This window comes from Kistimonas scapharcae, from assembly GCF_039540975.1.
In the GTDB taxonomy this organism is placed as follows: Bacteria; Pseudomonadota; Gammaproteobacteria; order Pseudomonadales; family Endozoicomonadaceae; genus Kistimonas; species Kistimonas scapharcae.
Map to the genome: position 1 here is coordinate 14,798 of NZ_BAABFL010000455.1, position 21,705 is coordinate 36,502.

Annotated in this window: 23 protein-coding genes; 10 read left to right on the plus strand and 13 right to left on the minus strand. The window is 51.6% G+C overall.

Going from position 1 to position 21,705, the window contains the following annotated elements; translation table 11 throughout:
* Positions 1 to 58 precede the first annotated feature (58 nt).
* From ABD892_RS20310 to ABD892_RS20320, 3 genes are read right to left on the minus strand one after another with little or no spacing between them, the layout of a single operon-like run.
* Positions 59 to 253 carry a hypothetical protein gene (locus tag ABD892_RS20310; protein WP_345197923.1) on the minus strand — a complete coding sequence of 65 codons (195 nt, stop codon included), beginning with the start codon at positions 251 to 253 and terminating at the stop codon, positions 59 to 61.
* Positions 254 to 306: 53 nt separating this feature from the next.
* A complete protein-coding gene (locus ABD892_RS20315; RefSeq protein WP_345197924.1) occupies positions 307 to 516 on the minus strand; it encodes a hypothetical protein in 210 nt (69 codons plus the stop codon).
* A gap of 19 nt (positions 517 to 535) precedes the next feature.
* Positions 536 to 1,873 (minus strand): ammonium transporter, encoded by a 1,338-nt coding sequence (locus ABD892_RS20320; protein WP_345197925.1) that lies wholly within the window; start codon positions 1,871 to 1,873, stop codon positions 536 to 538.
* Positions 1,874 to 2,201: 328 nt separating this feature from the next.
* Between ABD892_RS20320 and ABD892_RS20325 the strand changes: the two genes are divergently transcribed.
* The 3 genes from ABD892_RS20325 to ABD892_RS20335 all read left to right on the plus strand — a co-directional run bounded on the left by ABD892_RS20325 (position 2,202) and on the right by ABD892_RS20335 (position 5,539).
* Positions 2,202 to 3,422, plus strand: coding sequence for a serine hydrolase domain-containing protein (locus tag ABD892_RS20325; RefSeq protein ID WP_345197926.1), 1,221 nt, complete (start codon positions 2,202 to 2,204; stop codon positions 3,420 to 3,422).
* Positions 3,423 to 3,585: 163 nt separating this feature from the next.
* Positions 3,586 to 4,530: a zinc ABC transporter substrate-binding protein gene (locus ABD892_RS20330; RefSeq protein WP_345197927.1), complete on the plus strand. Its 945-nt coding sequence runs from the start codon at positions 3,586 to 3,588 to the stop codon at positions 4,528 to 4,530.
* Between the two features lie 154 nt (positions 4,531 to 4,684).
* Positions 4,685 to 5,539 (plus strand): mechanosensitive ion channel family protein, encoded by an 855-nt coding sequence (locus tag ABD892_RS20335; protein ID WP_345197929.1) that lies wholly within the window; start codon positions 4,685 to 4,687, stop codon positions 5,537 to 5,539.
* Positions 5,540 to 5,560: 21 nt separating this feature from the next.
* On the opposite strand, the gene ABD892_RS20340 is transcribed toward ABD892_RS20335, so the two are convergent.
* The gene (locus ABD892_RS20340; protein WP_345197930.1) at positions 5,561 to 6,034 is read right to left on the minus strand and encodes a hypothetical protein; all 474 of its coding nucleotides are present in this window, start codon (positions 6,032 to 6,034) and stop codon (positions 5,561 to 5,563) included.
* Positions 6,035 to 6,217: 183 nt separating this feature from the next.
* On the opposite strand from ABD892_RS20340, the gene ABD892_RS20345 reads away from it, so the two are divergent.
* Positions 6,218 to 7,201 carry a PLP-dependent cysteine synthase family protein gene (locus ABD892_RS20345; protein WP_345197931.1) on the plus strand — a complete coding sequence of 328 codons (984 nt, stop codon included), beginning with the start codon at positions 6,218 to 6,220 and terminating at the stop codon, positions 7,199 to 7,201.
* Positions 7,198 to 8,361 (plus strand): trans-sulfuration enzyme family protein, encoded by a 1,164-nt coding sequence (locus ABD892_RS20350; protein WP_345197932.1) that lies wholly within the window; start codon positions 7,198 to 7,200, stop codon positions 8,359 to 8,361. Before ABD892_RS20345 ends, ABD892_RS20350 begins: the two co-directional genes overlap by 4 nt.
* A gap of 51 nt (positions 8,362 to 8,412) precedes the next feature.
* Here ABD892_RS20350 and ABD892_RS20355 read toward each other — a convergent pair whose 3' ends face one another.
* Complete coding sequence (locus tag ABD892_RS20355) at positions 8,413 to 9,375, minus strand: bile acid:sodium symporter family protein (protein ID WP_345197933.1); 963 nt, start codon at positions 9,373 to 9,375, stop codon at positions 8,413 to 8,415.
* 65 nt (positions 9,376 to 9,440) lie between these two features.
* On the opposite strand from ABD892_RS20355, the gene ABD892_RS20360 reads away from it, so the two are divergent.
* From ABD892_RS20360 to ABD892_RS20370, 3 genes are all read left to right on the plus strand, one after another.
* Positions 9,441 to 12,566, plus strand: coding sequence for a hypothetical protein (locus tag ABD892_RS20360; protein ID WP_345197934.1), 3,126 nt, complete (start codon positions 9,441 to 9,443; stop codon positions 12,564 to 12,566).
* A gap of 234 nt (positions 12,567 to 12,800) precedes the next feature.
* Complete coding sequence (locus ABD892_RS20365; protein ID WP_345197935.1) at positions 12,801 to 14,105, plus strand: hypothetical protein; 1,305 nt, start codon at positions 12,801 to 12,803, stop codon at positions 14,103 to 14,105.
* A gap of 45 nt (positions 14,106 to 14,150) precedes the next feature.
* Complete coding sequence (locus ABD892_RS20370) at positions 14,151 to 15,290, plus strand: pyridoxal phosphate-dependent aminotransferase (RefSeq protein WP_345197937.1); 1,140 nt, start codon at positions 14,151 to 14,153, stop codon at positions 15,288 to 15,290.
* Here the strand turns inward: ABD892_RS20370 and ABD892_RS20375 are convergent.
* Entirely contained in the window at positions 15,287 to 15,736 is a 450-nt protein-coding gene (locus ABD892_RS20375) for a hypothetical protein (RefSeq protein ID WP_345197939.1), read from the minus strand. The two genes, ABD892_RS20370 and ABD892_RS20375, sit on opposite strands and share 4 nt — an antisense overlap.
* A gap of 129 nt (positions 15,737 to 15,865) precedes the next feature.
* Positions 15,866 to 16,363, minus strand: coding sequence for a bacteriohemerythrin (locus ABD892_RS20380; RefSeq protein ID WP_345197940.1), 498 nt, complete (start codon positions 16,361 to 16,363; stop codon positions 15,866 to 15,868).
* Positions 16,364 to 16,581: 218 nt separating this feature from the next.
* Here ABD892_RS20380 and nfsA point away from each other — a divergent pair, with 218 nt between their 5' ends.
* Positions 16,582 to 17,337 (plus strand): oxygen-insensitive NADPH nitroreductase, encoded by a 756-nt coding sequence (gene nfsA / locus ABD892_RS20385; RefSeq protein WP_345197942.1) that lies wholly within the window; start codon positions 16,582 to 16,584, stop codon positions 17,335 to 17,337.
* Positions 17,338 to 17,346: 9 nt separating this feature from the next.
* Here nfsA and ABD892_RS20390 read toward each other — a convergent pair whose 3' ends face one another.
* From ABD892_RS20390 to ABD892_RS20405, 4 genes are all read right to left on the minus strand, one after another.
* Positions 17,347 to 17,625 (minus strand): Lar family restriction alleviation protein, encoded by a 279-nt coding sequence (locus tag ABD892_RS20390; RefSeq protein WP_345197944.1) that lies wholly within the window; start codon positions 17,623 to 17,625, stop codon positions 17,347 to 17,349.
* Positions 17,626 to 17,735: 110 nt separating this feature from the next.
* A complete protein-coding gene (locus ABD892_RS20395) occupies positions 17,736 to 17,900 on the minus strand; it encodes a hypothetical protein (protein ID WP_345197945.1) in 165 nt (54 codons plus the stop codon).
* Positions 17,901 to 18,112: 212 nt separating this feature from the next.
* Positions 18,113 to 18,835, minus strand: coding sequence for an SDR family oxidoreductase (locus ABD892_RS20400; protein WP_345197946.1), 723 nt, complete (start codon positions 18,833 to 18,835; stop codon positions 18,113 to 18,115).
* Positions 18,836 to 19,018: 183 nt separating this feature from the next.
* Positions 19,019 to 19,738: an SDR family oxidoreductase gene (locus ABD892_RS20405; protein ID WP_345197948.1), complete on the minus strand. Its 720-nt coding sequence runs from the start codon at positions 19,736 to 19,738 to the stop codon at positions 19,019 to 19,021.
* A gap of 121 nt (positions 19,739 to 19,859) precedes the next feature.
* Between ABD892_RS20405 and ABD892_RS20410 the strand changes: the two genes are divergently transcribed.
* Entirely contained in the window at positions 19,860 to 20,735 is an 876-nt protein-coding gene (locus ABD892_RS20410) for a LysR family transcriptional regulator (protein ID WP_345197949.1), read from the plus strand.
* Here the strand turns inward: ABD892_RS20410 and ABD892_RS20415 are convergent.
* Both ABD892_RS20415 and cueR read right to left on the minus strand, forming a co-directional pair.
* On the minus strand, positions 20,700 to 21,116 hold the full coding sequence (locus ABD892_RS20415; protein ID WP_345197950.1) for a copper resistance protein NlpE N-terminal domain-containing protein: 417 nt from the start codon (positions 21,114 to 21,116) through the stop codon (positions 20,700 to 20,702). The genes ABD892_RS20410 and ABD892_RS20415 overlap by 36 nt on opposite strands.
* A 46-nt stretch (positions 21,117 to 21,162) precedes the next feature.
* The gene (gene cueR / locus ABD892_RS20420; protein ID WP_345197951.1) at positions 21,163 to 21,591 is read right to left on the minus strand and encodes a Cu(I)-responsive transcriptional regulator; all 429 of its coding nucleotides are present in this window, start codon (positions 21,589 to 21,591) and stop codon (positions 21,163 to 21,165) included.
* Positions 21,592 to 21,705 lie beyond the last annotated feature (114 nt).

Consider the following 21,705-nt stretch of genomic DNA (forward strand, 5'->3'; position numbering starts at 1 on the left):
CTACTCCTGTTACTCATCGGTTTGTTTTATGGATTCATCCTGACCATTTGTGCGTCGATCAACACTCCAGGCTTCCCTGAGCTTTCTGACGGCGAAAGCTGCACTGCAACCGGCGATAAAGCGCTGTACATACATAATGACTGCGACTCAGGGCTGAATCCGTACAGGCCTCTCCGGCACATTGCTTACAGCCCGGCTGACGACAAGGCAGATAACGGCAACGACGTTGTCCCAGTACATTCCTGTAGCTCATGGATGCCTCCCAGCATGTCAGTGACGGGAAAGACACCTCTTTCCCGTTTTTCCTTAATCGTTATGCGGATCAAAGGCGCTGGCTTCGTGATGGATGATGGTGCCGATCAAACCGGCAAACACGCCCACCGCTGCGACGAAACACAGCCCTATGACAAAAGGGTTATCGGCATAGGTGAAATAAGCGCTAACCCCTTCCCAGCTGGTTATCGGTGATGCATTCATGATGGTGTTCTCCTGTTGGGTTAGACGGGCGGGAGTCATGCTCCCGCCGTTGAAAGAATCAGACTTTGTTAGTCGGCATATCAGGCGTCAGAGTAGAGGCGACGATATCCTGTGCCGGTACCGTTTCCGGATAAGGACGGGCAGGAATCTCCACCAGATCCAGCCCCAGGGCTTCGACCTTCTCGGGTACCCGCAGCATGTTGAACTGCTTCATGCCAAACGAGATGACATAACCGGGGATAAAGCCGAGCAGACACATGATGACAGCAGCCAGCAGCTGGCCGGTGAATGAGATTTCCGGCGCATCGCCCACGTTCGGATAACCCGCCGCAAAGAGGCCCACGAAAACCACACCGAGGAAACCACACCAGCCATGCACGGCCACCGCGCCGACCGCATCATCAATGCCACGCTTTTCAAGGAAGCGGCCAAACAGCGGCATGGTGAGACCACCAATCGCAGCCAGCACAAAGGCAAGACCGGGGTAATAAAGATCCAGACCTGCCGCAACCGTAATGATGCCGGCCAGACCACCAGACATGGTCATGAACGGCTCACGGGAGGTCAGGTAAGCGCCCACAACCCCGCCGGCAAAACCCATCAGGGTATTGAAGGCAAAGGCGGAAAGGTTTGTGGGTGTGTTGTAGATAGTGGTCCAGCCGGTATCGCCGCCGTTAAAGATGATGCAGCCACCGAGGAATCCGAAGAAACCGACAATGATCATCATCAAACCAATCAATGCCATCGGCATATTGTGCGGCACAATCGCCATCGGCTTGCCATCCACATACTTGCCGATACGCGGCCCGAGGTTGATCAAGACACCCAACGAGAAGAAACCTGCTACTGCATGCACGACACCGGATGCGCCCACATCGTGGTATCCCAGATCCTGCAGCAACCAGCCTTCCGGATGCCATCCCCAGGCGCCCGCCAGAATCCAGACCGCGGAGCCGACCACAACCGCCAGAATCAGATAAGCACTCAGGCGAATCCGTTCAATCACCGCGCCCGACATGATGGAACCGGTCGTTGCACCAAACATGGCGAACGCCGCCCAGAAGATACCGGTGCCCAAATCCGCCGCATCCGGTCCCATGCTGGTTGACCAGGGCAGAGCAGCCGCTGCTTCGACCGGAACAAAACCACCGGGAAACGCGTTATAAATCCACCAGCCAAAGAAATAGAACGTCGGGATAATCACCGCGAGCGTCAGGATATTTTTCATGCCTGACGCCAGAGCATTCTTCACCCGAGACGCACCAATCTCATAGGCCAGGAACCCGGCGTGGATCATGAACATGATCGCAGTGCACCACCAGTAGAACACCTCAATGTTCATCGCCTGGTGCATTTCAAAAGCCGCTTTCAGGGCTTCCATTTCGGTTGGGCTCATACTCACTCCCCAGTTAACCTGCTGTTGTTGTACATAGGTTCAGCTTTGTGAAATGAGCCTTTGCATTGGCAATGCCAACTTTGCCAACAGGGTGAGATTTGTGCATTTTTTAATGCGGAAAGTGATCCAGACCGAAGGTTCTATCACAGCCAACCACCCAACAGACCAACGAATGCGAATGAAACCGGCACTGTTGCGAGACATCACCAGGCGTTACGCACCGTTATGTATCGTGAAAGTGTCATTACTGACAGGCTCTTTGCTACTATGTCTGTCAGCCTGGTCGCTACGTCATCCGGCAACCCTATACAACGAAAGAAGAACAAGAATGACGATGATGAAACGCGCGCTTACCCTGATCCTGTTGCTGGTCTGCCTGATAGCTATCGGGGTGAGCATTCGCTTCCATACGGAAATCAACCGGTTCTATCATGTGCTGACGCTGTTTGATCCGGATGTGATCCAACACAATTTCAGAAATATGGGCACTATCTTCGCCTCAAGGAATGTTCCCCGTTCAGGCGACATTTATACCTTGCCGGAACAGGCACAACCGCTGCCTGACAATTATCAGTGGAATAATGAGCAACGAGAGCTGGAAGACTGGCTGGATCGCACTGAAACCACGGGCATGATTGTTCTGAAAGACGGCAAGATCGTTTTTCAGGAATACTATCGCGGGAATAACGAGAACAGCCGAACCATCTCCTGGTCAGTCGCCAAGTCTGTCGTCTCCGCGCTCACCGGATTCGCCCTGCAGGATGGCGCGATAAAAACGCTTGAAGACCCGGTGACGGATTATGTGCCGGAACTGAAAGCCAGCGGCTATGACAATGTGCGCCTCAAAGATGTCCTGCAGATGTCGTCCGGTGTCGGGTTCAATGAGGATTACGGCGATTTCCATTCCGACATTAACCGTATGGGCCGTACCATGGCGCTGGGCACCAGCATTGATGACTTTGTCATCTCGCTGAAAAATGCCCGTGAGCCGGGAACCTACAACCACTATGTCAGCATGGATACCCAGGTAGTCGCCATGGTGATCACACGGGCCACGGGGAAAAACCTTTCTGAATATATGGAAGAGAAACTCTGGTCGCGTCTGGGAGCAGAATCCGATGTTTACTGGCTGACCGATGATGGTGGCGTCGAGCTGGCGTTTGGCGGCCTCAACAGTACCCTGCGCGATTATGCCCGTTTCGGACAACTGTATCTGAACCTGGGCAAAAACTGGCAAGGCAAGCAATTATTGCCAGAAAGCTGGATCAAGGCATCTGTCACGCCAGACGCACCTCACTTAATGCCCGGCGACAATCCAGCTTCCGGTTCACGCTTTGGTTATGCCTACCAATGGTGGCTACCGGAAGAAACAACCGATGAAGGCGATTACCTGGCCGTCGGCATCTATGGCCAGTTTATTTACGTTAACCCCAAACATCGGGTGGTTATCGCCAAGTCCTCTGCCTACAGCGACTACAATAACTCCTCAGAAGCGATGGAGACCGAAAGCATCGCGGTGTTCCGGCATATCGCCCGCAACCTGAAGTAAGCGGTCTCAGGGTCTTCTCTGTCATACCCATGGTACTGGCAGGGGAGCCCCTGCTGTCATTTCCTGTTCCCTATGTTTCGGACGGAGCCATTTTCCCAATTCAGTAAATGTTATAACATAACGGTTTTGCCATTATTCCTGTCGACTCGCGAAGTATCCCTTTATGCCGTTATTCCGTGCTCTACTGTTGTTTGCCTGCCTGATTCCTATTGCGCTGCCCACACAAGCAGCAGAGACGGTGAATAAAACACCACCGGTCAACGTCATCACCAGCATCAAGCCACTGCAATTGATTGCAGCAGCAATCACCGACGGCATCAGCGAACCCGATGTACTGCTGGATCCCGGGTTATCCCCCCACAGCTACAGCATGAAGCCCTCCGATATTCGCCGGCTGACAGACGCTTCCGTTGTTTTCTGGCTGGGACCGGAGCTTGAAACCTTCCTGGAAAAACCGCTGAGCCAGGTGGCTGAGAATAACATTGCCGGACAACGCATTGTGGCACTGATGGACGCACCGGGGATGCATCTCAGGGAATGGAGCGGTGAAGACCATCACCATGATCACCACGACGACCATGACCACCACGGCTCCGTTGACTCTCATGTCTGGCTGTCACCGGCCAATGCCATTGCCATGGGTAAGGCTATGGCGGATACCCTTGCGGTCGTCGATCCCCAGAATGCCCCGCGTTACCGTGAAAATCTGACGTCCTTTATCGACAAGGTTAAAGCCACCGATATCGCCAACAACGAAAGTCTGGCGACCATCCGTCAGCACGGTTTCTTCGTCTTCCACGATGCCTGGGGCTACTTTGCCGACCACTACCGCCTCACCGTCAAAGATGTCTTTGCACTGAGTCCGGATCGCCAACCGGGTGCACGCCACCTGATGAAACTCAAGGATTCTCTCAAACGCGCCGGGCATACCTGCATCTTCCGCGAACCCCAGTTCAAACCTGCCTATATCAACCGTCTGACGGAAGGACTGGATGTAGGGGAGGCCGTGCTCGACCCCATGGCGGGTAATATTCCCGTTTCGGCCAACGGCTATCCTGCCTACCTTCGCCAGGTGGGCAGCACGATTACCGACTGTCTGTCTGAGTAACCCTTCCCGTCCCGGCCATCCGCGCCGGGACAAACCCGCTTGTACTCCCTGACGATCCGGATACTATTCGACAGTGTTCACATAAATCACAGGCCATCCTTTGACGGTGCGTCCCGTTCATCCGATGGCAGATAACACCTCAGGGAATCAGGCAATGAATCAAACCGGTCTTGAACAGGAGCTGCAACAGCTTCAAAACGTCTATACGTTGATCACCGAGTTCCTGGTGAAATACAGCTTCCAACTCGTGGGCGCCCTGATCATTTTCTGCATCGGGCTCTGGGTCGCCAGTAAAGTTTCCCGCCTGCTGCTGGGCTTGTTCAAGAAGCACAATATCGATATTACCCTGGCGACCTTTGTGGCCAGCGCCGTTCGCATCCTGATTATTGTCCTGATCGGCATTATTGCCCTGGGTAAGCTGGGCATCAGCGTTACACCGTTGGTAGCCGCCATCGGTGCCGTCTCTCTCGGCGCCGGACTCGCGCTGCAGGGGATGCTGTCCAACTACGCTGCCGGCGTCACCATCATTGTTACCCGCCCCTTCGTGGTCACAAATACCATCTCCGTACTCGGTGTGACCGGCCAGGTGAAGTCTATCAGCCTGGGCAAGACCACACTGACCAATGAAGAAGGCGAAGAAATCAGCATCCCGAACAAGCATATTCTGGGAGAAGTGCTGCACAATTCGTTTGGCAACATGCTGGTTGAAACGAAAATCGGTATCAGTTACCAGTCCGATCCGGAACAGGCGATTGCCGTGCTAAAAAAAGCTGCCGCCACTCAACCAGATATTGATCCCAAACAGGGCATACAAATTGGTATTGATGCTTTTGGTGATAGCGCGATTGAACTGGGTATCCGCTACTGGGCGCCGACGCAACAGTACTACCGGGTGAAATACCAGACCAACCTTACGCTATTCAACGCGCTTAAAGAGGCCGGCATTATGATTCCGTTCCCGCAAAGCGAGGTGCGGATAGTGAACGAGCGATTGCCAGAAATAGCCTGATTCATCACAGGGTGACGGTGGTTACTCAACAGCCACCCTCATCCCTGCCCCGTTTTCTTTCACAACAAAGTTTCGGGTATTCAGCCCGTAAAACAGTGCATTTCCCGCCACACTGCTGGTAAAAATATTCAGCAGAATCACAAGGATATTCACATAGTCGTCAATCATGGCAGGATCAGCCAACAGCCGTTGCAGGCCTGACATTTCCATCACCGCAAGATCTGCCACAATCGCTTCCTTGGACATCACAATATCCAAAGAAGCAATAGTGCCAAAAAGAATCAACGTGATACTCACTACGATGTAATGCCATTTCACCCAGGCGTTGGCCATGGCGGAAAGTAGCAGCACCAGCACGGCGGAATAGCCTATAAAACCGAAAGCTGGAAACCAACGATAAATATCCAGAGAAAGTGATGCCGTACTCAATGTGGCAAACAAGAGCACAGAGCTGATCCATAAATAAATGAAGCGACGATTCCGAAGTGCAGGCATAGTGAATGATTCCTCCCTGAATCGGTTCGAGACACCCGCCATCATCTACTGAGTATAGAAGTCATGCAGTATCCGACACACACGCCATTATTCGGGTATATCGATACAACAATCCATTCCATCCCTGCACGCTATTTTTGCCAACACTATGTTCGCCCTTTTTTATCACTGCGGATGAATTGCATGACTCAACAGGCTTCGATGCTGGATCTGATCGGTAATACCCCTCTCCTTCAACTCCATCGTTTTGATACCGGCTGCTGCCGTCTTTTGATCAAGCTGGAATGTAACAACCCCAATGGTTCCATCAAGGACCGGACAGCTCTGAGCATCATTAATGCAGCAGAGAAAAACGGCGATTTATGTCCTGGAAAAGGCATTATTGAAGCTACCGCCGGCAATACCGGCATCAGCCTGGCAGCTATTGCGAGAATGAAAGGCTATCCGCTCACGACGGTAGTGCCTGACAAAATGAGCCGGGAGAAAATTGACCTGTTGAACATTATGGGCGTTCACGTTGTTATCACCCGGTCGGATGTGAGTCGGGGACACCCTGATTACTATCTGGACTTTGCCGAAACCATCAGCCGGGAAAAAGACCTGTTCTATACCAACCAGTTCGCCAATACCGCCAATATTGACGCCCATTACAGGACAACCGGCCCCGAACTCTGGCAGCAAACCGAGGGACAAATTGATGCTTTCGTTTGTGGTGTGGGCACCGGTGGCACACTGACCGGCGCGGGACGTTACCTGAAAGAACACAACCCAGACATTGATATCGTGCTGGCCGATCCGGAAGGGTCGCTGTTGGCTCCCAAGGTGAAGGGCCAGTCAGGTATGGAAGCTGGTAGCTGGCTGGTAGAAGGCATTGGCGAAGATTTTGTGCCGGATAACTGTGATCTCTCCCTGATCGACCACGCCTTCAGCATCACCGACCAGGACGCTTTTCAACACACCCGTGCACTGTTCAGCCGTGAGCTGATTCTGGCCGGTACTTCGAGCGGTGTCCTGCTGGCCGCCGCATTGCAATACTGCCAACAACAAACGCAGCCCAAAACCGTTGTCACCCTCGCCTGCGATACGGGCTATCGTTATCTCTCCAAGGCGTTCAATGCCGACTGGCTTGAACAGCATCACCTTGCCGGAGACTGCGAAACACTATGACCAGCCAACCCATGCGCTTCGCCACCCGCACCATCCATGGCGGGCAGGAGAATGATCCGGTGACAGGCGCCGTGATGCCTGCCATCGTCACGGCATCCACCTATGCCCAGCAGGCGCCGGGCCACCATACCGGCTTTGAATATTCCCGAAGTCAGAACCCGACCCGGTTTGCCTGTGAACGTTTATTGGCAAGTCTGGAAGGCGGCCAGCATGGTTTCGCATTTGCCTCAGGGTTAGCGGCGATTGGGACAGTACTGGAACTGTTGAGTCATGGCGACCATGTGATTGCCATGAACGATCTGTATGGCGGCACCTTCCGGCTGTTTGACCAGGTACGCCGGCGCAGCGCGGGGTTAGCCTTCAGTTTTATCGACATGTCTGAACCCGAGGCCTGCCAGCAGGCAATACAGGCCAACACCCGTATGATCTGGATCGAATCACCGACCAACCCGCTGCTCAAACTGGTGGATATAGAAGCCATCTGCGCCCTGGCCAAAGCACGGGATATTCTGGTGGTTGTGGATAACACCTTCGCCACGCCTTTCAACCAGCAGCCTTTGTCGCTGGGTGCGGATATCGTGGTGCACTCCACGACCAAATACCTGAATGGCCATTCGGATACCGTGGGCGGCGCGGTGATTGTGGGCAAGAACACTCACCTGAGTGACAGCCTGACATTCCTGCAAAATGCCATTGGCAGTGTGGCCGGCCCGTTCGACAGTTACCTGACCCTACGTGGCATCAAGACCCTGGCCTTACGCATGCGCGCCCACAACGATAATGCACAGCAACTGGCCGAGTGGCTCTCACAGCACCGGCAGGTTGAAAATGTGATTTATCCCGGGCTGCCCAGTCATCCACAACACGCCCTGGCGAAACAACAAATGACCGGCTTCAGTGGCGTGGTCTCCATGCAGATAAAAGGCGGCCTACAGGAAACAAGCCGTTTCTTCTCACGGCTCCAGATATTTACCCTCGCAGAAAGCCTGGGCGGCGTGGAAAGTCTGGCGGAACAACCCGCCATCATGACCCACGCCAGCATCCCCCCCGAAACCCGGAAATCGATCGGGATTCATGACAACCTGATCCGGCTCTCTGTGGGTATTGAAGATATTGAAGATTTAAAATCCGATCTCGACACCGCCCTCCAGGCTGCCTGATCGCTACACGGGAATGAACAGACATCACACGATAACCTGTTCATTCCCGACTTAAGTATTTCCTGCCGACGTGGTCTTTGCAGGGTTTCTCTTATCGATAGTCTGTGGTTCCTCCTCTGGCAGACCTCGCCACCCTTTCGCCACAGCTACACCCAACAGATTTTGGCTGATAGAAAACAGTACCGCCGGTAACGCCGCCAGTGCCGAAAAATGTTTTAATGCCAAGGCCATGGCCAGACCCGTGTTCTGGGTGCCAACCTCGATGGCGATGGTTCGCGCATTGGTCACGGATTGCCTGCAAGCCAATGCCAATACATAACCGATCATCAAACCTGCAATATTATGAATCAGCACACCCACAACCAGCAGTCCGGTCAACTGGTCAAGATTATCAGCATTCATAGCGACCAGCGACGCAATGGCGACGATGATAAACAGCAAGGCCAGATCCGGCAACCAGCGTCGGACACGGTGAATACGAGATTCGCCCAACAGATGCACACACAGTAATCCCAGCATGACCGGTACCACAACAATCTGGCCAATGCTGAGCAGCATAGCCAACCGGTTAACCTCAACCACCGTGGAAAGATACCAACCGGTCAGCAGAGGCATCATTGCAACAGCCAGCGTGGTAGAAACCAGCGTCATGCTGATAGATAGCGCGACATTGCCTTTGGCCAGATAGGTGAGCGCATTGGATGCCGTCCCCCCGGGCGCAGTTCCCACCAGCATCATGCCCAGCAGCCATTCCGGAGGAAAACCCAGTGCCTTGCTGACCAGCCAGGCTAACGCTGGCATCAGCAAAAATTGCAGGATCACCCCCAGGAAGACAGCACCGGGATGCCGGAAAATATCGCGAAAATCCTGCCAGCGGAGGGTCAAGCCCATCAGAAACATGATCGCAGCCAGTAACCAGACAAAATAAGGCTGAAACCCCAGCCATGGAGAGGGCCATAGCCACGCGGCCAAGGCAAGCAGAAGAATCCAAATACTGTAATAACGAGACAACATTTTATAACCGTATATTTTAAGTAGATTTAGCACACTAACATTGTGGAACTTTAATCGGTCAACGCATGTCTTTATTAGAAGCAATGATTTTATTCAATCGCTCAATGCGGATAGAAAAGGGAATTAATATCCATATGAAAAGCATCTCGGGTTCAGCATCAATACACTCCTCTCATTCAAGCATCCACTCGACAGGACGACCTGTATCTGAAGAGATGCCAGCTACATCTCGGAAATCCTTAGACGAAACCGTTCCTTCTATGGAAAGCATGCCTATTAGAAGACGTAGCCTCTCCTCCCCCGAAGCGATCGCTGACAAGCATGCCCAGAAGGCGAATGATGACCTCAATAACTTATGGCTTTATAAAGCATTAGTACAAGTCAGGCGGCTTGCCGAAGGGGATAGAAGTTACGACATATCTGTCCTCAAATCCATTAGAGTCACATTCCAGGATGGTTCGTCCATAGATGAGCTGTTATCCCTAGTTAATGATGCCCAAAGAAATGATACAGATTTTGACAATAATTACTACAAGCAGCCTTTAATGGAATTAGCAGCCAGACTGGAGAAAACACTGTCTTCATCGGGCATTAACAGTAATACAAGTGAAGAAACATTAAAAAAGACTGCAAAGCAAAGCCTCAAAAAATACAAACAACATTTAATTGGCATGAATGACCCGAATACAGACCAATGCGTATCACAGCTTATAAACCAAACCTTTCATTACCCCAAAGGTTCTGTTCGGCTCCCTCATCATGAATATCGACCCACAAGACAGCCAAGCGAGAGAGCTCCTTCTGTACAATCTGAGGCCGTATCAGCACATCCAGCAATGAAGGAAACTGCAACATCTCCCATGCATTCACCCAGAAAAAATGGGGGATACAAGCATATAACACCTACGCATATTCGATCGGACCCTGGGCAATTGAATAACGTTGATCAATGGCTTGAAGATGCCGAAAGAACAAAGCGCAGTGGGGAAGATATCAGGCCTGAACCGTGGACTTCTCAGGAAGCTTCTCCGTCGAAATACCGAACATCAACCCCTCATAGGCCAAAGCCAAATCCATTGAGACAAACAGGGGAGAATCCACCAGAATTGGATCTTGCGTCAAGAGATCCCAGCACAGAGAGCGTAGACTCACAGGGTAGTCAACACCATCCTCATCATTCTGGACTGGGTAATCATGCATTCCCTTTTCGCAATGATATGAAACGATCCCGTTCAGAGGGCGATATACACTCGTTAGAACGGCATTTATCTGAGGATAAACCGCCACTTTATATACAGAATGAAAGAATCACTCCATTACCGCAGCCGGCATCCAGAACCCCTTCCTTCCGGGGAAGTGTTGGCTCTCAGAAAGTTGACAGTGAGCAATGGTCACCAGACACACAATCAATGCATCGTGCTTCACGTTTATCCTTATCATTAGATAGTGATAGCAACACGCAAGGCTCCAATAGGCAGCCCTTTATTATCAGTGGTCAACTGGACGATACAGATTCAGAGACGGATTCTGTTGAACGTTTCCCTAGCGATAGCGCACCCTATTCAACGACAACTATGCAAGGCCCAATAGCCCCTGTAGGGACAGATCAAAAGCCCAACGTGTTAGACGACAAGGCCATATCTTATAACGGCGACAGGCAATCTTTACCAGGTGACTCCAGAAGCTTCCGAGACCGGGAAGATCTGGCAGATGATGCCATGGACTCCTTGCCGGGTGGGTATGCCGCTGCTGAGTCTTCCCTGAGAGATAATTTATCAACCTCAAGGACAGAGATAGGTGAAGAGGGACGTGTTAACGTTGTTGACGTCGAACACACCGATATAACGCTTCCGGAGCCTTTGCTGCATCCGTTGCCTCGAACTCTATCGATACCTGAACAGCCTCCCGAACCCTTCCATAGCGTTCACGATCTTGACCCTGAAGAAAGACACCCTCTTCTGCCTCGATCATTACCACGCATAATATCCAGTGATGATTTTGATCCGCCGAAACCCGCCCTGCTTGACAGAGTAGCAGTAACAGGTGGTTTCTCAGCCTCACTCTGTGGTTCACTTGAACGGTTGTCAGATATTTCCAGCACGTGTGGCGATATTGATATGCCAGAAGTCTCAGAAGCATCCATGGCTATAGATTGGTACGACATGAGATCCCCGGGAGATGACTGCAGATTATGGATACCCAAAGCGACCGATTTGACGTATGTTGAGAACATGAGATCAGCATTATCTTCGATACGTACGGTAATGGATGGAATCCAGCATGGAACACATTCTATAAATGAATTAATGGATGCATATACATTATTAACAACAATAGATACGGCATTAACTCAAGCCCCCTACAACAACGCTCAGCATTATAAGAAGTGCAGCTCTCTCCTGTCGCTTTCTATTCAAAAATCAATATCAGCTATATTTGAGTTTTTATCCGAGGAGAAAGTCCAATCGACATTGGCGTCAGACGTAAAAAACGACCAAGCATTCAAATTCAGTCCATTTCATCAAACAAGCACCACCAGTCAACGTCTGCAGTCACTGGAAAAGAGCGTTGAGTTATGGCGAAAATCAAGCGAAAAGAAACTCATTGAAGATAACAAACAAGCGCTTGAGTACATTCTTTTCGTCCTTGAAAAACTCGAGAGACTTGATGAAGCAAAATTCAGAAGCGCAAGGAGTGTTATATATAATCAATTCAATCAAGCCTTCAATATACACATTGAGCGTATTGAAGCCATATTAACACCGTATTCATATGCCCCCTGTGACACAGATGATGAAGTGTCACAGCAGTTTTCTATGGATGAGAGGGCGGATAAGATTCTAGTGACAGTAGATACTGGTAAACAACGGGGCTATAGAACACACAAGCCTCTAGTGGCTGAGGTATCTACAGATGCGATGGACACGTCTGGGCTACTACCGTCACCAGACGAGGAGCTCACTACATTCAGTGCAAGACTTGCCACGAAGCTGTCCAAAGACTCTGTCAAGTCATGTTACAGACTAACACCGGATAACACCGAAGAGGATCTACAGATAGACACCGTTTTATCCGGGCAAAATGGAGCTGATGATGAAAAAATTTCAATTATCATGACAAAGCCTGTCTCTCAACCAAAAACGCCCAATGAGAGCCAGACACTCCAGTCACGTCCACCGATGATAGTCTAGCAAGCAAACAAAGCGCTCTTATAAGCAAAAGGTTAATATAATGGTATAGCCACACCAAGTAAAACAACACGTATGTAAGCGTAAAAATACTATTCCTATCCTTATTTTATAGCCTGTCAATTAATTGACAGGCTTTTTTATTACATTTTCTGTTATCAAAATAGAATTAGCCACAGCAATTCATCAGACTTATCAGAAAAACCACTAAAATTATAAAATAAACATGGAGGCATTATGGAAGGTCCACATGGGAGGCACCCGCTGACCTCGAATCTCTATTCAAAAGTATCCCAAAAACAAGAAAGCGAGCCGGAGTTAGTCAGCCAAACTGAAGGCCAGCCAATCATCTCTAAAGGCTCAAATGCCAAGGCAAGCGCAAGTTTAGGCACAAAACAGCGAAGTGTCGGGAAAACAGACAATGGCTTGCCTGATCCAAAGGTATTGGAAGGTCAAATCAATGAAAATATAAAAAACCTCTGGCTGGCAAAGATTGCGAAAAACCTTGATTTCCTGAAAGACCCAGCCTGCAAACCACCAGAATGCATTACTGAAATCACAATAAGAAAAAATGGTAAAGTTATTTACAGCTATCCCGATCCCGGAAAAACCAGCGGACTTGACGACGGGATCATAGAACAGGTCAGACAAGCATTACCGCAACATCCAGAAGAAGAGCTTCTATCACAAACGAAAAACAATCTTGCACTCTACAAACAGGTGTTACTTGATCAGAAGCAGAAGGAAAGTAATCCTTTAGAGTCCGTTATGAATTCTCTTAAGTCACTCGCAAATGCAATGCTACATTGGCGAGATAGCCTGATCTCATCAACCGAACTTGAAGTAACGGGACAGTTACCCGATTCACATCAGCTTATTCATGAATTAGAAAACAGCGAAATGTTTAAAAAGAGGCAAAAACACCTCCCCTCCGAGGATGAAATGAACGTAACGATGGAAGCAGTACCCGTTGTTTATGAGGGTGACGGTGAACCATTATGTGATGAAAACAACAACCTGCCACCTGCATCCGTTGATACAGCCAAGCCAATATTACCGGACATCACTCATCAGCCTCCGCCACTCATACCACAAGACATGCCACCACCGCCACCGCCACCGCCACCAGATTGGCCGCAATCATCTAAAAACAAGAGTCAACCTGTGTCATCGCCTCCGAAACGTTATGCCGCCAATGTGACAGATGATCATGCCAATGCCATGAAGTCGTTGAATGACGACTTTGCAAAATTCGACAGACAAAAATTACGAAAAACAGAAACCAACTCTAAGGAACAGATACAACAGAGAAAAGAGGCTATACAAAACGCGGATGATGCAGACCCTATGGATAAAACGTTAGATGAAATACGGTCTTTTAATAAGTCATCCATGAAACATGTAGAAACCAACTCATCTGAACATATAGCGGATCGTGAAAAAGTAGCGTCCAAAACGCCTTGGGAAAAACACTTGGATTCCATTCGTTCTTTCAAGCCGGAGACACTAAAGTCAACACAAAAAAAGGATAACGACAAATAACCTGTTCCCGGCTGGGAAACTGACCTATCCAGCGACTTAGGGAAAATGACACAAGAAAACTCTCTGCGTATACTGGCTGCGCCTGTTGACCACAACGATCATGACAACAAAGCGGTGCAGACCATGAGTGTTTTCAAATCCCATATTGCCGCCATGAGCGCCTATTCCCCTCCACTGGAAGGTCGCGATCCGGAGCAGCATTTACTGCTGGATTTCAATGAACGCACCCTGCCCGTCAGCCCGCAGGTTCGTCAGGCACTGCTGGATTACCTTAACAATGACCGGCTGCAGATGTATCCCAATTATGGCGAACTGACCGAACGTATCGCGGACTATAACGGCATCAGCAGCAACCAGGTCATGATCACCAATGGTTCCGACCAGGGCATCGACCTGATCATCCGCGCCAGCTGCCGTGAAGGGGATGAAGCCATTATTCCCGGTCCGTCGTTCGCGATGTATTACCAGTGCGCAAAAGTCGAAAACCTCAAAATCGCTGAGCCACAGTACACCCGTGAGGAAGAATTTCCCGCACAGGCCGTCCTGGATGCCATCACTCCGGCTACCCGCCTGATTGTGATTGCCAACCCTAACAATCCATCCGGCACCGCTGTCAGTCGTGAAACCATCATCGAGATCGCCAAAACGGCACCTGAGGCCGCCATTCTGGTCGATGAATGCTACTTCGAATATACCCAAAGCACAGTCAGTGATCTGGTCAATGACTATCCCAACCTGCTGGTCACCCGCACGTTTTCCAAGACCTGGGGGTTACCATCGATCCGGCTGGGTTATGTGATCAGCTCCCCCGATAACATTAACGCCCTGCTCAATGTCCGCGGCCCCTACGACGTCAACCAGTTTGCCGTTGTCGCAGCGACTGCGGCGCTGGCACATCCGGAATACACCGAAGACTACGTCAGGGAAGTCATGACCGTCTCCAAACCGCTGTTTGAAGCGTTTCTTGTGAATAAGCAGATTGATTTCTGGCCCAGCGCCGCCAACTACCTCTGGACGTTCCCGGACGATCCCGACGCCATCAACCGTCACCTGCAGGCGAACAACATTCTCGTGCGTCCCAAGGCGGATCAGCAGGGTCGCCTGGGTCTTCGTATCACCCTGGGAAACAAAGCGCAGACAGAGCGCCTCATCCAGGTGCTGGACGAGGTCATCCCCACCCCTTAACGGTGTTCGGCCAGCAGCATTTCCAGCTTTTGCATGAATTTGCTGTTGCCGGGTACCGGATCATCCGGAAACACCGCCGCCTGATGACCGCGGCGGTTCACCAGGCACACTGACATGCCCGCAGGACCGGCCAGACCGGTGAGTGTCTGAAAGTGCTCGTGGTCACTGCCGGTGGGCAGCTTCAGGAGTGGGAAAGAAACGTTAGTCACCACCTGAACCGTTTCCGGCTGGATGCCCACCACAGTGAAATGACGTAAACGATACCGCAGGAACATCTGCTCCAGGGCCTCCAGCTGCTCCTGAACAGCCTCAGGTTCCAGCAACGTCATCAGGATGACATGGCCTTTGAAATGGTCCCGAAGAGTCAGTGGTTCATTGTTTGAAGAGAGTCTGAAAGCATGATCCAGAATAGGCGACTGGCCACTGCCAGCGTGTGTGGTCATCATAACAATCCCTGTTACTGCGCGGAGACAACGCCGGTCCCGTCCTGAACCGGCACACCTTCTGAAAAGTATACTCAGCGCAGTAGCAGGCGGTTATAACCATTCACAATCACGCCTGCGGGTATACTACGGTTAGCGATGAAAAATCCGGTCCAGCCAGGAACGCTTCTCGTAGCTGGCCTTGACACCACGGGACAGGAAAAACGGCACATAATCCCGGTCATCTTCCAGGATATGGCGGGTCAGCCAGGATTTCAGGAAGTGGAGCAGTTCAAAGCTGATATGCTTGCCATTACCCACTTTTCCCCGGAGTTCATATACCTGTTCAATCAGTTGTTCATGGTGTTGCTTGTGCTCTTCATAGCCGGGGTAATCCAGCACCCGCATCAGGCTTTCTTCTACGGAGAAATGAATCCGGGTGTATTCCACCAGCCGATCAAGGATGCCAATGGCTGCATCACTCCCATGATGCTCGGTAATGGCCCGGTGTAGCTCGTTGAGCAGATCCACCAGCACCCTGTGCTGCTCATCGATCTCCTGGATACCGACGCTGAGAGAGTCATTCCAGGGTATCAGCACATTGCTCCCTTTATTTTCTGTCCGATGACCGTCTGCAACGGCATTTTCCATGGCTAACCTCGCTATTATGCCGAACGTGCCGCTTTTAAAGGCCTGTGGCTATGCGACCATCCGGTGTGTTGTGTTTATTGGCAGGTAACCGGTACTTTAGAGACAAATCCGCCGAACAAACATTGACATGGGTCAACATTCAGAGAAAGACCACGTGCTCCTGCCATAATGTGTCGCGATCACACGCGAACTGACAACAACACAATAACGGAGACCCTATGCAACACGATCCCGCCACCGAAACCAGCCTGCTGAAGCTGTTGGGGAACCACCGCTCCATCCGAAAGTTCACAGACCAACCGATCACTGAACAGCAGCTGCAGGGAATCATCCAGGCAGGACAAGCCGCTGCCACCTCCAGTTTCGTTCAGGCGCGCAGCGTGATTCGTGTACGCAACCCCGATGCCAGGGAACAGCTGGTGACGTTATCCGGTGGCCAGCCCTATGTGGCGTCTGCCGCCGAATTTCTGGTGTTTTGTGCCGATCTCCGCCGGGCGGAACAATGCTGTGAACGCCACAATATGACGATGCCGCTCGGCATGACCGAAGCGTTTATCATCGCAACCGTGGATGTCGCCCTGATGGCACAGAACTGCGTCATCGCCGCCGAGTCCATGGGACTGGGCGCCTGTTACATCGGCGGTATTCGCAATAACCCACGTGAGGTCAGCGGCCTGCTGCAGCTACCGCAACAGGTCTATCCCGTCTTTGGACTCTGCCTGGGTTACCCGGATCAGCATCCCGAAATAAAACCCCGGCTGCCTGCTGATGTTACTTTGAAAGAAGATGTCTGGTCCGATGATGACCCCGGGACACTGGAAGCCTATGACGACACCATTCGCAACTATTACCAGACCCGAACCGGCGGGAATAAAACGATCAGCTGGAGTGAGCAGGTCAGTGGATTGATGTCAGAGAAAACCCGCCCTCATATGCGAGCGTTCCTGAAAGAACAGGGCTTTGAAATGAAGTAGTGTGAGGCCTCAGGAAAAACCGCTGTTCAGGCCCAGCAGCATACCGATCACAAATCCGATGACCGCCAGGAACGCACTGCCGATGGTCAGACTGAGCACCACCATTTTCAGGTGGTCTTCCCGTTCCCGGCGGTTCCATTGTTTAAGGCAAAGCATGCGGTCATCATCCAGCTCGGTGGATAAACCACAACGCCGGCAGGTTACCTGCCATAACAGGCTGCCGGATACCGGAACATCCACAAACTCGGCTTCGGACTGACAGCAGGGGCACTTACGCAGTATTTCCATGTTACACCGACCTACCGATACCCTGAGACGCCAACCAGACGCATCAGGAAGACAAAGACCTGTCTTGTTTTATCGGCAGCCGATGACTGAATTGGAGTGGGAAACGGGGGTCAGGCGGTACGGATATTTGACGATTCCCGGGACGAATCATCACCGTTTTCCTGCGTGTTGGCTGAACGCCTTCTCAAACCGCTGAAAGAGAAGAAATGGGCGTTTTTTTTGTCCTGCTTTGAGTTGTCGTTTTGTTCAACGTGCTTCGTATCTTTTCTTTTCATATTCGACCTCATGGTACCTGATCACAATCATTCGCTGGTTATATGACAGTTATGGGTCAGGCAAAGTTCCCGTGACGGAATAACCCCATCATTTACAAGCGAAATAGTGATATCGGCAGAGGTCGATCATTATTGAGAATGAATAGCATAACCGCCCTAACCCCTGGGCGGTTATTTGAAATGTTCAATGACTTAAAACAGCGGCTCAACCATTAAGGTTGCTGACGGGTTGCTGCGATCACAATCTCACGCACACACACGTTTTGTGGCTGGTTATAGGCGTAGCTGATAGCACCAGCAATATCTTCCGGTGCAATGGCGCCGCCGATGCTGTCTTTCCAGGATTCATAGCCCGCCTTGATGTCATCACTGGTGGTATGCCCAAGTAATTCAGTTTCCACCGCACCGGGGGCAATGGTGATCACACGAACATTGTCGTCAGCCACTTCTTCCCGGATATTTTCACCCATCGCGTGCACCGCAAACTTGGTACCGCAATAAGCCGCATGATTGGGAAACGTCTTGCGGCCTGCAATAGAACTGATGTTGATGACGGTACCTGCTTTTCGCTCCCGCATACCCGCCAACACCAGATGGACACCATTCAACAAACCGAGCACATTCACATCAAACATGCGCTGCCATTCTACCGGATCCTGAGTATCCACATGTCCCAGCAGCATCACACCCGCATTGTTGATCAGGCAATCCACCGGACCAAACTGTGCCTCGGCTTCTTCCAGTGCATGGCGAAAACGTTCGCGATCCATCACATCCACCTGACGGCACAGGGTATTCGGCAAACCCAGACGTTCCAGTCTCTCAATCCTGCGCGCCAGCAACAAAAGAGAATACCCTTCAGCAGAGAGTTTGCGTGCAGTAGCTTCGCCAATACCGGAGCTGGCACCGGTAATTACAACCAGTGGTTTTTTCATAATGCTTTCCATTAAAAAAGAGCGTTTGCACACATCAGACGCTGTGCAGTAATGAGCGGCACTATAGGTATTCAAACCCTGAAGATAAAATTGTCATTTCTGAGGCTTACCATAAGCCAGACCTATGGATAGGCAGACACCTCTGTTTCCACCAAAACCCTACAGCTGTAGGCGCCTTCATTGTTACTGCTGCCGGGTCGGTGCAAGTACCACTTCCCGAATACAGACATTCTGCGGTTGCTGATAGGCATACCAGATCGCTTCAGCGGTATCCTCTGAACGAATGCCGCCGCCAATCTCCTTTTTCCAGTCCTTATATTCTTGCCGGATTTCATCGCTGGTCGTGTGGTCCAGGATTTCCGTTTCCACAATGCCCGGCGCAATGGTCACAACCCGGACATTATCATCCGCCACCTCTTCACGAATGCCTTCGCTGATGGCGTGTACAGCAAACTTGGTGCCACAATACCCTGCATGATTCACAAAGGTCTTGCGCCCTGCCACTGAACTGATATTAATCAACGTCCCCGACTTCCTGCGCCGCATGCCAGCCAACACAAGGTGTATGCCGTTCAGCAATCCCTGTACATTGATATCGAACATCAGCTGCCATTCCTGCGGATCCTGAGTATCCATTCGTCCCAGACGCAGGATGCCTGCATTATTGACCAGGCAATCCGTCGGCCCGTATTGTTCTTCCGCCTCCTCTAGCGCCGCCCTGAACGCGATCCGATCAGTGACATCGACCTGCCGACACAGAGAATTGGGCAACCCCAGCGACTCCATACGTTCCAGACGACGTGCCAGCAATAGAAGGGGGTAGCCTTCCTGCGAAAATTTACGCGCCGCAGCCTCGCCAATACCGGAACTGGCGCCGGTGATAACCACCAGGGGTTTAGTCATTAATTCACCTATTAAAACCCGGGAAAGATACAAAAACGTATATTTTGGCCGTAGAACTATAGACGCTGCCCCTGTAACTGCTACTCTATGCGGCCTTATTCACCAACACCTCATTAGACCTATGGATCTTCGCCTGTTGCGCTGCTTTGTTGCGGTGTATGAAGAAAAATCCATCACCGCTGCGGCCGGACGCCTGTTTCATTCCCAGCCAGCCATTTCCAGCGCCATTAAATCACTGGAGGAAACGCTGGGTACGGCGTTATTCCTGCGACACAAGAAAGGGGTGGATCTGACCGATGAGGCGCACTACCTCTATCCACTGGCGCTGCGCCTGTTGTCTGACGCTGATCGTCTACCAGGCCTGTTCCAGCAACGAAAACAACACTTGCCTTTCAAGCTGGCTACCTATCCTGACCTGAGCCAGTTATCACTGGCCCGGGTTTTGGCCAACCTGCAAGACGACAACCCTGAACTACTGCTGGAACTGGTCGATCCTGCCAGCACACCGGATGCCAGCATTACGCTGGATTGTCAGAAAGGCGAAGATGAGATATTCCTGCCACTCTGGGAGGAGGATTATGTCCTGTGCATGCGCCCTGAACACCCACTGGCCCAACGGCAATCCATTGAGCCCCGTGAACTGCATCAATACCGCTTTATTGAGTGCCCACCCTGTGAAGCCCACCAGCAAACCCTGGGGCTGCTGGCCTGCAATGGACTGAGCGTGAACCTGGTCGCCAAGGCGGAATGCAAGACACAGGTCATGCACCTGGTCCAGGCGGGCCTTGGCATCTCCTTCCTGCCGACCGGTGTGCTGGAATCCGCCAGGGAGCTGGTGACACGGCCGCTCATCGGCCCCAGAATGTTCCGACGCATCGGACTCTGCTACCCGGCCAGCAAAAGCCTGAAGCCGGCGCTGAGTGCCGCGATTGCGTCACTGGGCCGGTATCAACAGGATCGCTCAGAAACCGCCGTGGACACCCAGCCCAATGTTTAATCCGGGGCCACTGGATGCCGGACGCAAGGCTTCAAGTGTCAGCCCTGCAGAACCGTAAGCATTGCCTTCATAGATCAGGTAATTCCCCTGCCAGAGGAAAGACAGGGTTTCCCCCTGATCCAGGGTCAAGTCAATGTAACTGCCGGACCGTACCCAGTGACCGGCCCGCACGGCCTTGTCCTTGGGGTGATCAAGGTAAGCTTCCACGAACAGGGCATCACTGTCCGGGAACAGCATCAGCTCGACAAATCGGCCGGAACCCGAGGCGCTGGGCAAAGCGGCAGCATACACATGGGTGGCGGGCACCGATGCCCCGCTGATTCCGTTACCGGCACAACCGGTCAGTACGGCCAACACCATCAAAATACCGAGCCAGCGCATGGCGGATACTCCTGTTCTGTCATGTAAAAGGGCAAAAGGTTTGTGATTATTGGTCGGGGCTGGCCAGGTTATCCAGAATGGGACAATCCGGCCGTTCATCCCCGTGGCAGCACGCTGACAGTGCCATCAGGCTGTCGCGCATGGTTTCCAGCGCCCGGATTTTATGATTGATGTCATTGATCTTTTCCCGGGTCAGGGCTTTGACATCGGCACTCCGTCGGGACGTATCGCGATAAAGGCCAAGCAGTTCACGACACTCCTCAAGGGTAAACCCCATATCCCGGGAATGGGCAACAAACCGCAATTCCCGCAGATGCTGTTCGCCATAATTCCGATAACCATTCGCTTGCCGACCGGCCGGCTGAATCAACCCTATGGATTCGTAATAGCGGATCGTCTTACTGGTCAGCCCGGTTTTCTGTGCAGCCTGGGAGATATTCATGGGTAGTCTGGGAGTCGCGGCTTGTGGCGTCATTCTAACGACCATAGCCGTCTTTGAATACGACCGCCCCCCTGTGCCAGCATAGTTGTCGCCTCTTCTGAAATTTCCAACTTAAACAGGGGGTGGTCAGTGAGTAATCAATGACCC

What these genes read in the sequence shown, in the direction of transcription:
- ABD892_RS20355 (WP_345197933.1), bottom strand. Translation starts at nt 9,375, where the DNA reads ATGTTGTCTCGTTATTACAGTATTTGGATTCTTCTGCTTGCCTTGGCC.
- ABD892_RS20350 (WP_345197932.1), top strand. Translation starts at nt 7,198, where the DNA reads ATGACCAGCCAACCCATGCGCTTCGCCACCCGCACCATCCATGGCGGG.
- ABD892_RS20325 (WP_345197926.1), top strand. Translation starts at nt 2,202, where the DNA reads ATGACGATGATGAAACGCGCGCTTACCCTGATCCTGTTGCTGGTCTGC.
- cueR (WP_345197951.1), bottom strand. Translation starts at nt 21,591, where the DNA reads ATGACGCCACAAGCCGCGACTCCCAGACTACCCATGAATATCTCCCAG.
- ABD892_RS20340 (WP_345197930.1), bottom strand. Translation starts at nt 6,034, where the DNA reads ATGCCTGCACTTCGGAATCGTCGCTTCATTTATTTATGGATCAGCTCT.
- ABD892_RS20375 (WP_345197939.1), bottom strand. Translation starts at nt 15,736, where the DNA reads ATGATGACCACACACGCTGGCAGTGGCCAGTCGCCTATTCTGGATCAT.
- ABD892_RS20370 (WP_345197937.1), top strand. Translation starts at nt 14,151, where the DNA reads ATGACACAAGAAAACTCTCTGCGTATACTGGCTGCGCCTGTTGACCAC.
- ABD892_RS20360 (WP_345197934.1), top strand. Translation starts at nt 9,441, where the DNA reads ATGTCTTTATTAGAAGCAATGATTTTATTCAATCGCTCAATGCGGATA.
- ABD892_RS20330 (WP_345197927.1), top strand. Translation starts at nt 3,586, where the DNA reads ATGCCGTTATTCCGTGCTCTACTGTTGTTTGCCTGCCTGATTCCTATT.
- ABD892_RS20380 (WP_345197940.1), bottom strand. Translation starts at nt 16,363, where the DNA reads ATGGAAAATGCCGTTGCAGACGGTCATCGGACAGAAAATAAAGGGAGC.
- nfsA (WP_345197942.1), top strand. Translation starts at nt 16,582, where the DNA reads ATGCAACACGATCCCGCCACCGAAACCAGCCTGCTGAAGCTGTTGGGG.
- ABD892_RS20310 (WP_345197923.1), bottom strand. Translation starts at nt 253, where the DNA reads ATGAGCTACAGGAATGTACTGGGACAACGTCGTTGCCGTTATCTGCCT.
- ABD892_RS20345 (WP_345197931.1), top strand. Translation starts at nt 6,218, where the DNA reads ATGACTCAACAGGCTTCGATGCTGGATCTGATCGGTAATACCCCTCTC.
- ABD892_RS20415 (WP_345197950.1), bottom strand. Translation starts at nt 21,116, where the DNA reads ATGCGCTGGCTCGGTATTTTGATGGTGTTGGCCGTACTGACCGGTTGT.
- ABD892_RS20405 (WP_345197948.1), bottom strand. Translation starts at nt 19,738, where the DNA reads ATGACTAAACCCCTGGTGGTTATCACCGGCGCCAGTTCCGGTATTGGC.
- ABD892_RS20320 (WP_345197925.1), bottom strand. Translation starts at nt 1,873, where the DNA reads ATGAGCCCAACCGAAATGGAAGCCCTGAAAGCGGCTTTTGAAATGCAC.
- ABD892_RS20395 (WP_345197945.1), bottom strand. Translation starts at nt 17,900, where the DNA reads ATGAAAAGAAAAGATACGAAGCACGTTGAACAAAACGACAACTCAAAG.
- ABD892_RS20390 (WP_345197944.1), bottom strand. Translation starts at nt 17,625, where the DNA reads ATGGAAATACTGCGTAAGTGCCCCTGCTGTCAGTCCGAAGCCGAGTTT.
- ABD892_RS20410 (WP_345197949.1), top strand. Translation starts at nt 19,860, where the DNA reads ATGGATCTTCGCCTGTTGCGCTGCTTTGTTGCGGTGTATGAAGAAAAA.
- ABD892_RS20400 (WP_345197946.1), bottom strand. Translation starts at nt 18,835, where the DNA reads ATGAAAAAACCACTGGTTGTAATTACCGGTGCCAGCTCCGGTATTGGC.
- ABD892_RS20315 (WP_345197924.1), bottom strand. Translation starts at nt 516, where the DNA reads ATGACTCCCGCCCGTCTAACCCAACAGGAGAACACCATCATGAATGCA.
- ABD892_RS20365 (WP_345197935.1), top strand. Translation starts at nt 12,801, where the DNA reads ATGGAAGGTCCACATGGGAGGCACCCGCTGACCTCGAATCTCTATTCA.
- ABD892_RS20335 (WP_345197929.1), top strand. Translation starts at nt 4,685, where the DNA reads ATGAATCAAACCGGTCTTGAACAGGAGCTGCAACAGCTTCAAAACGTC.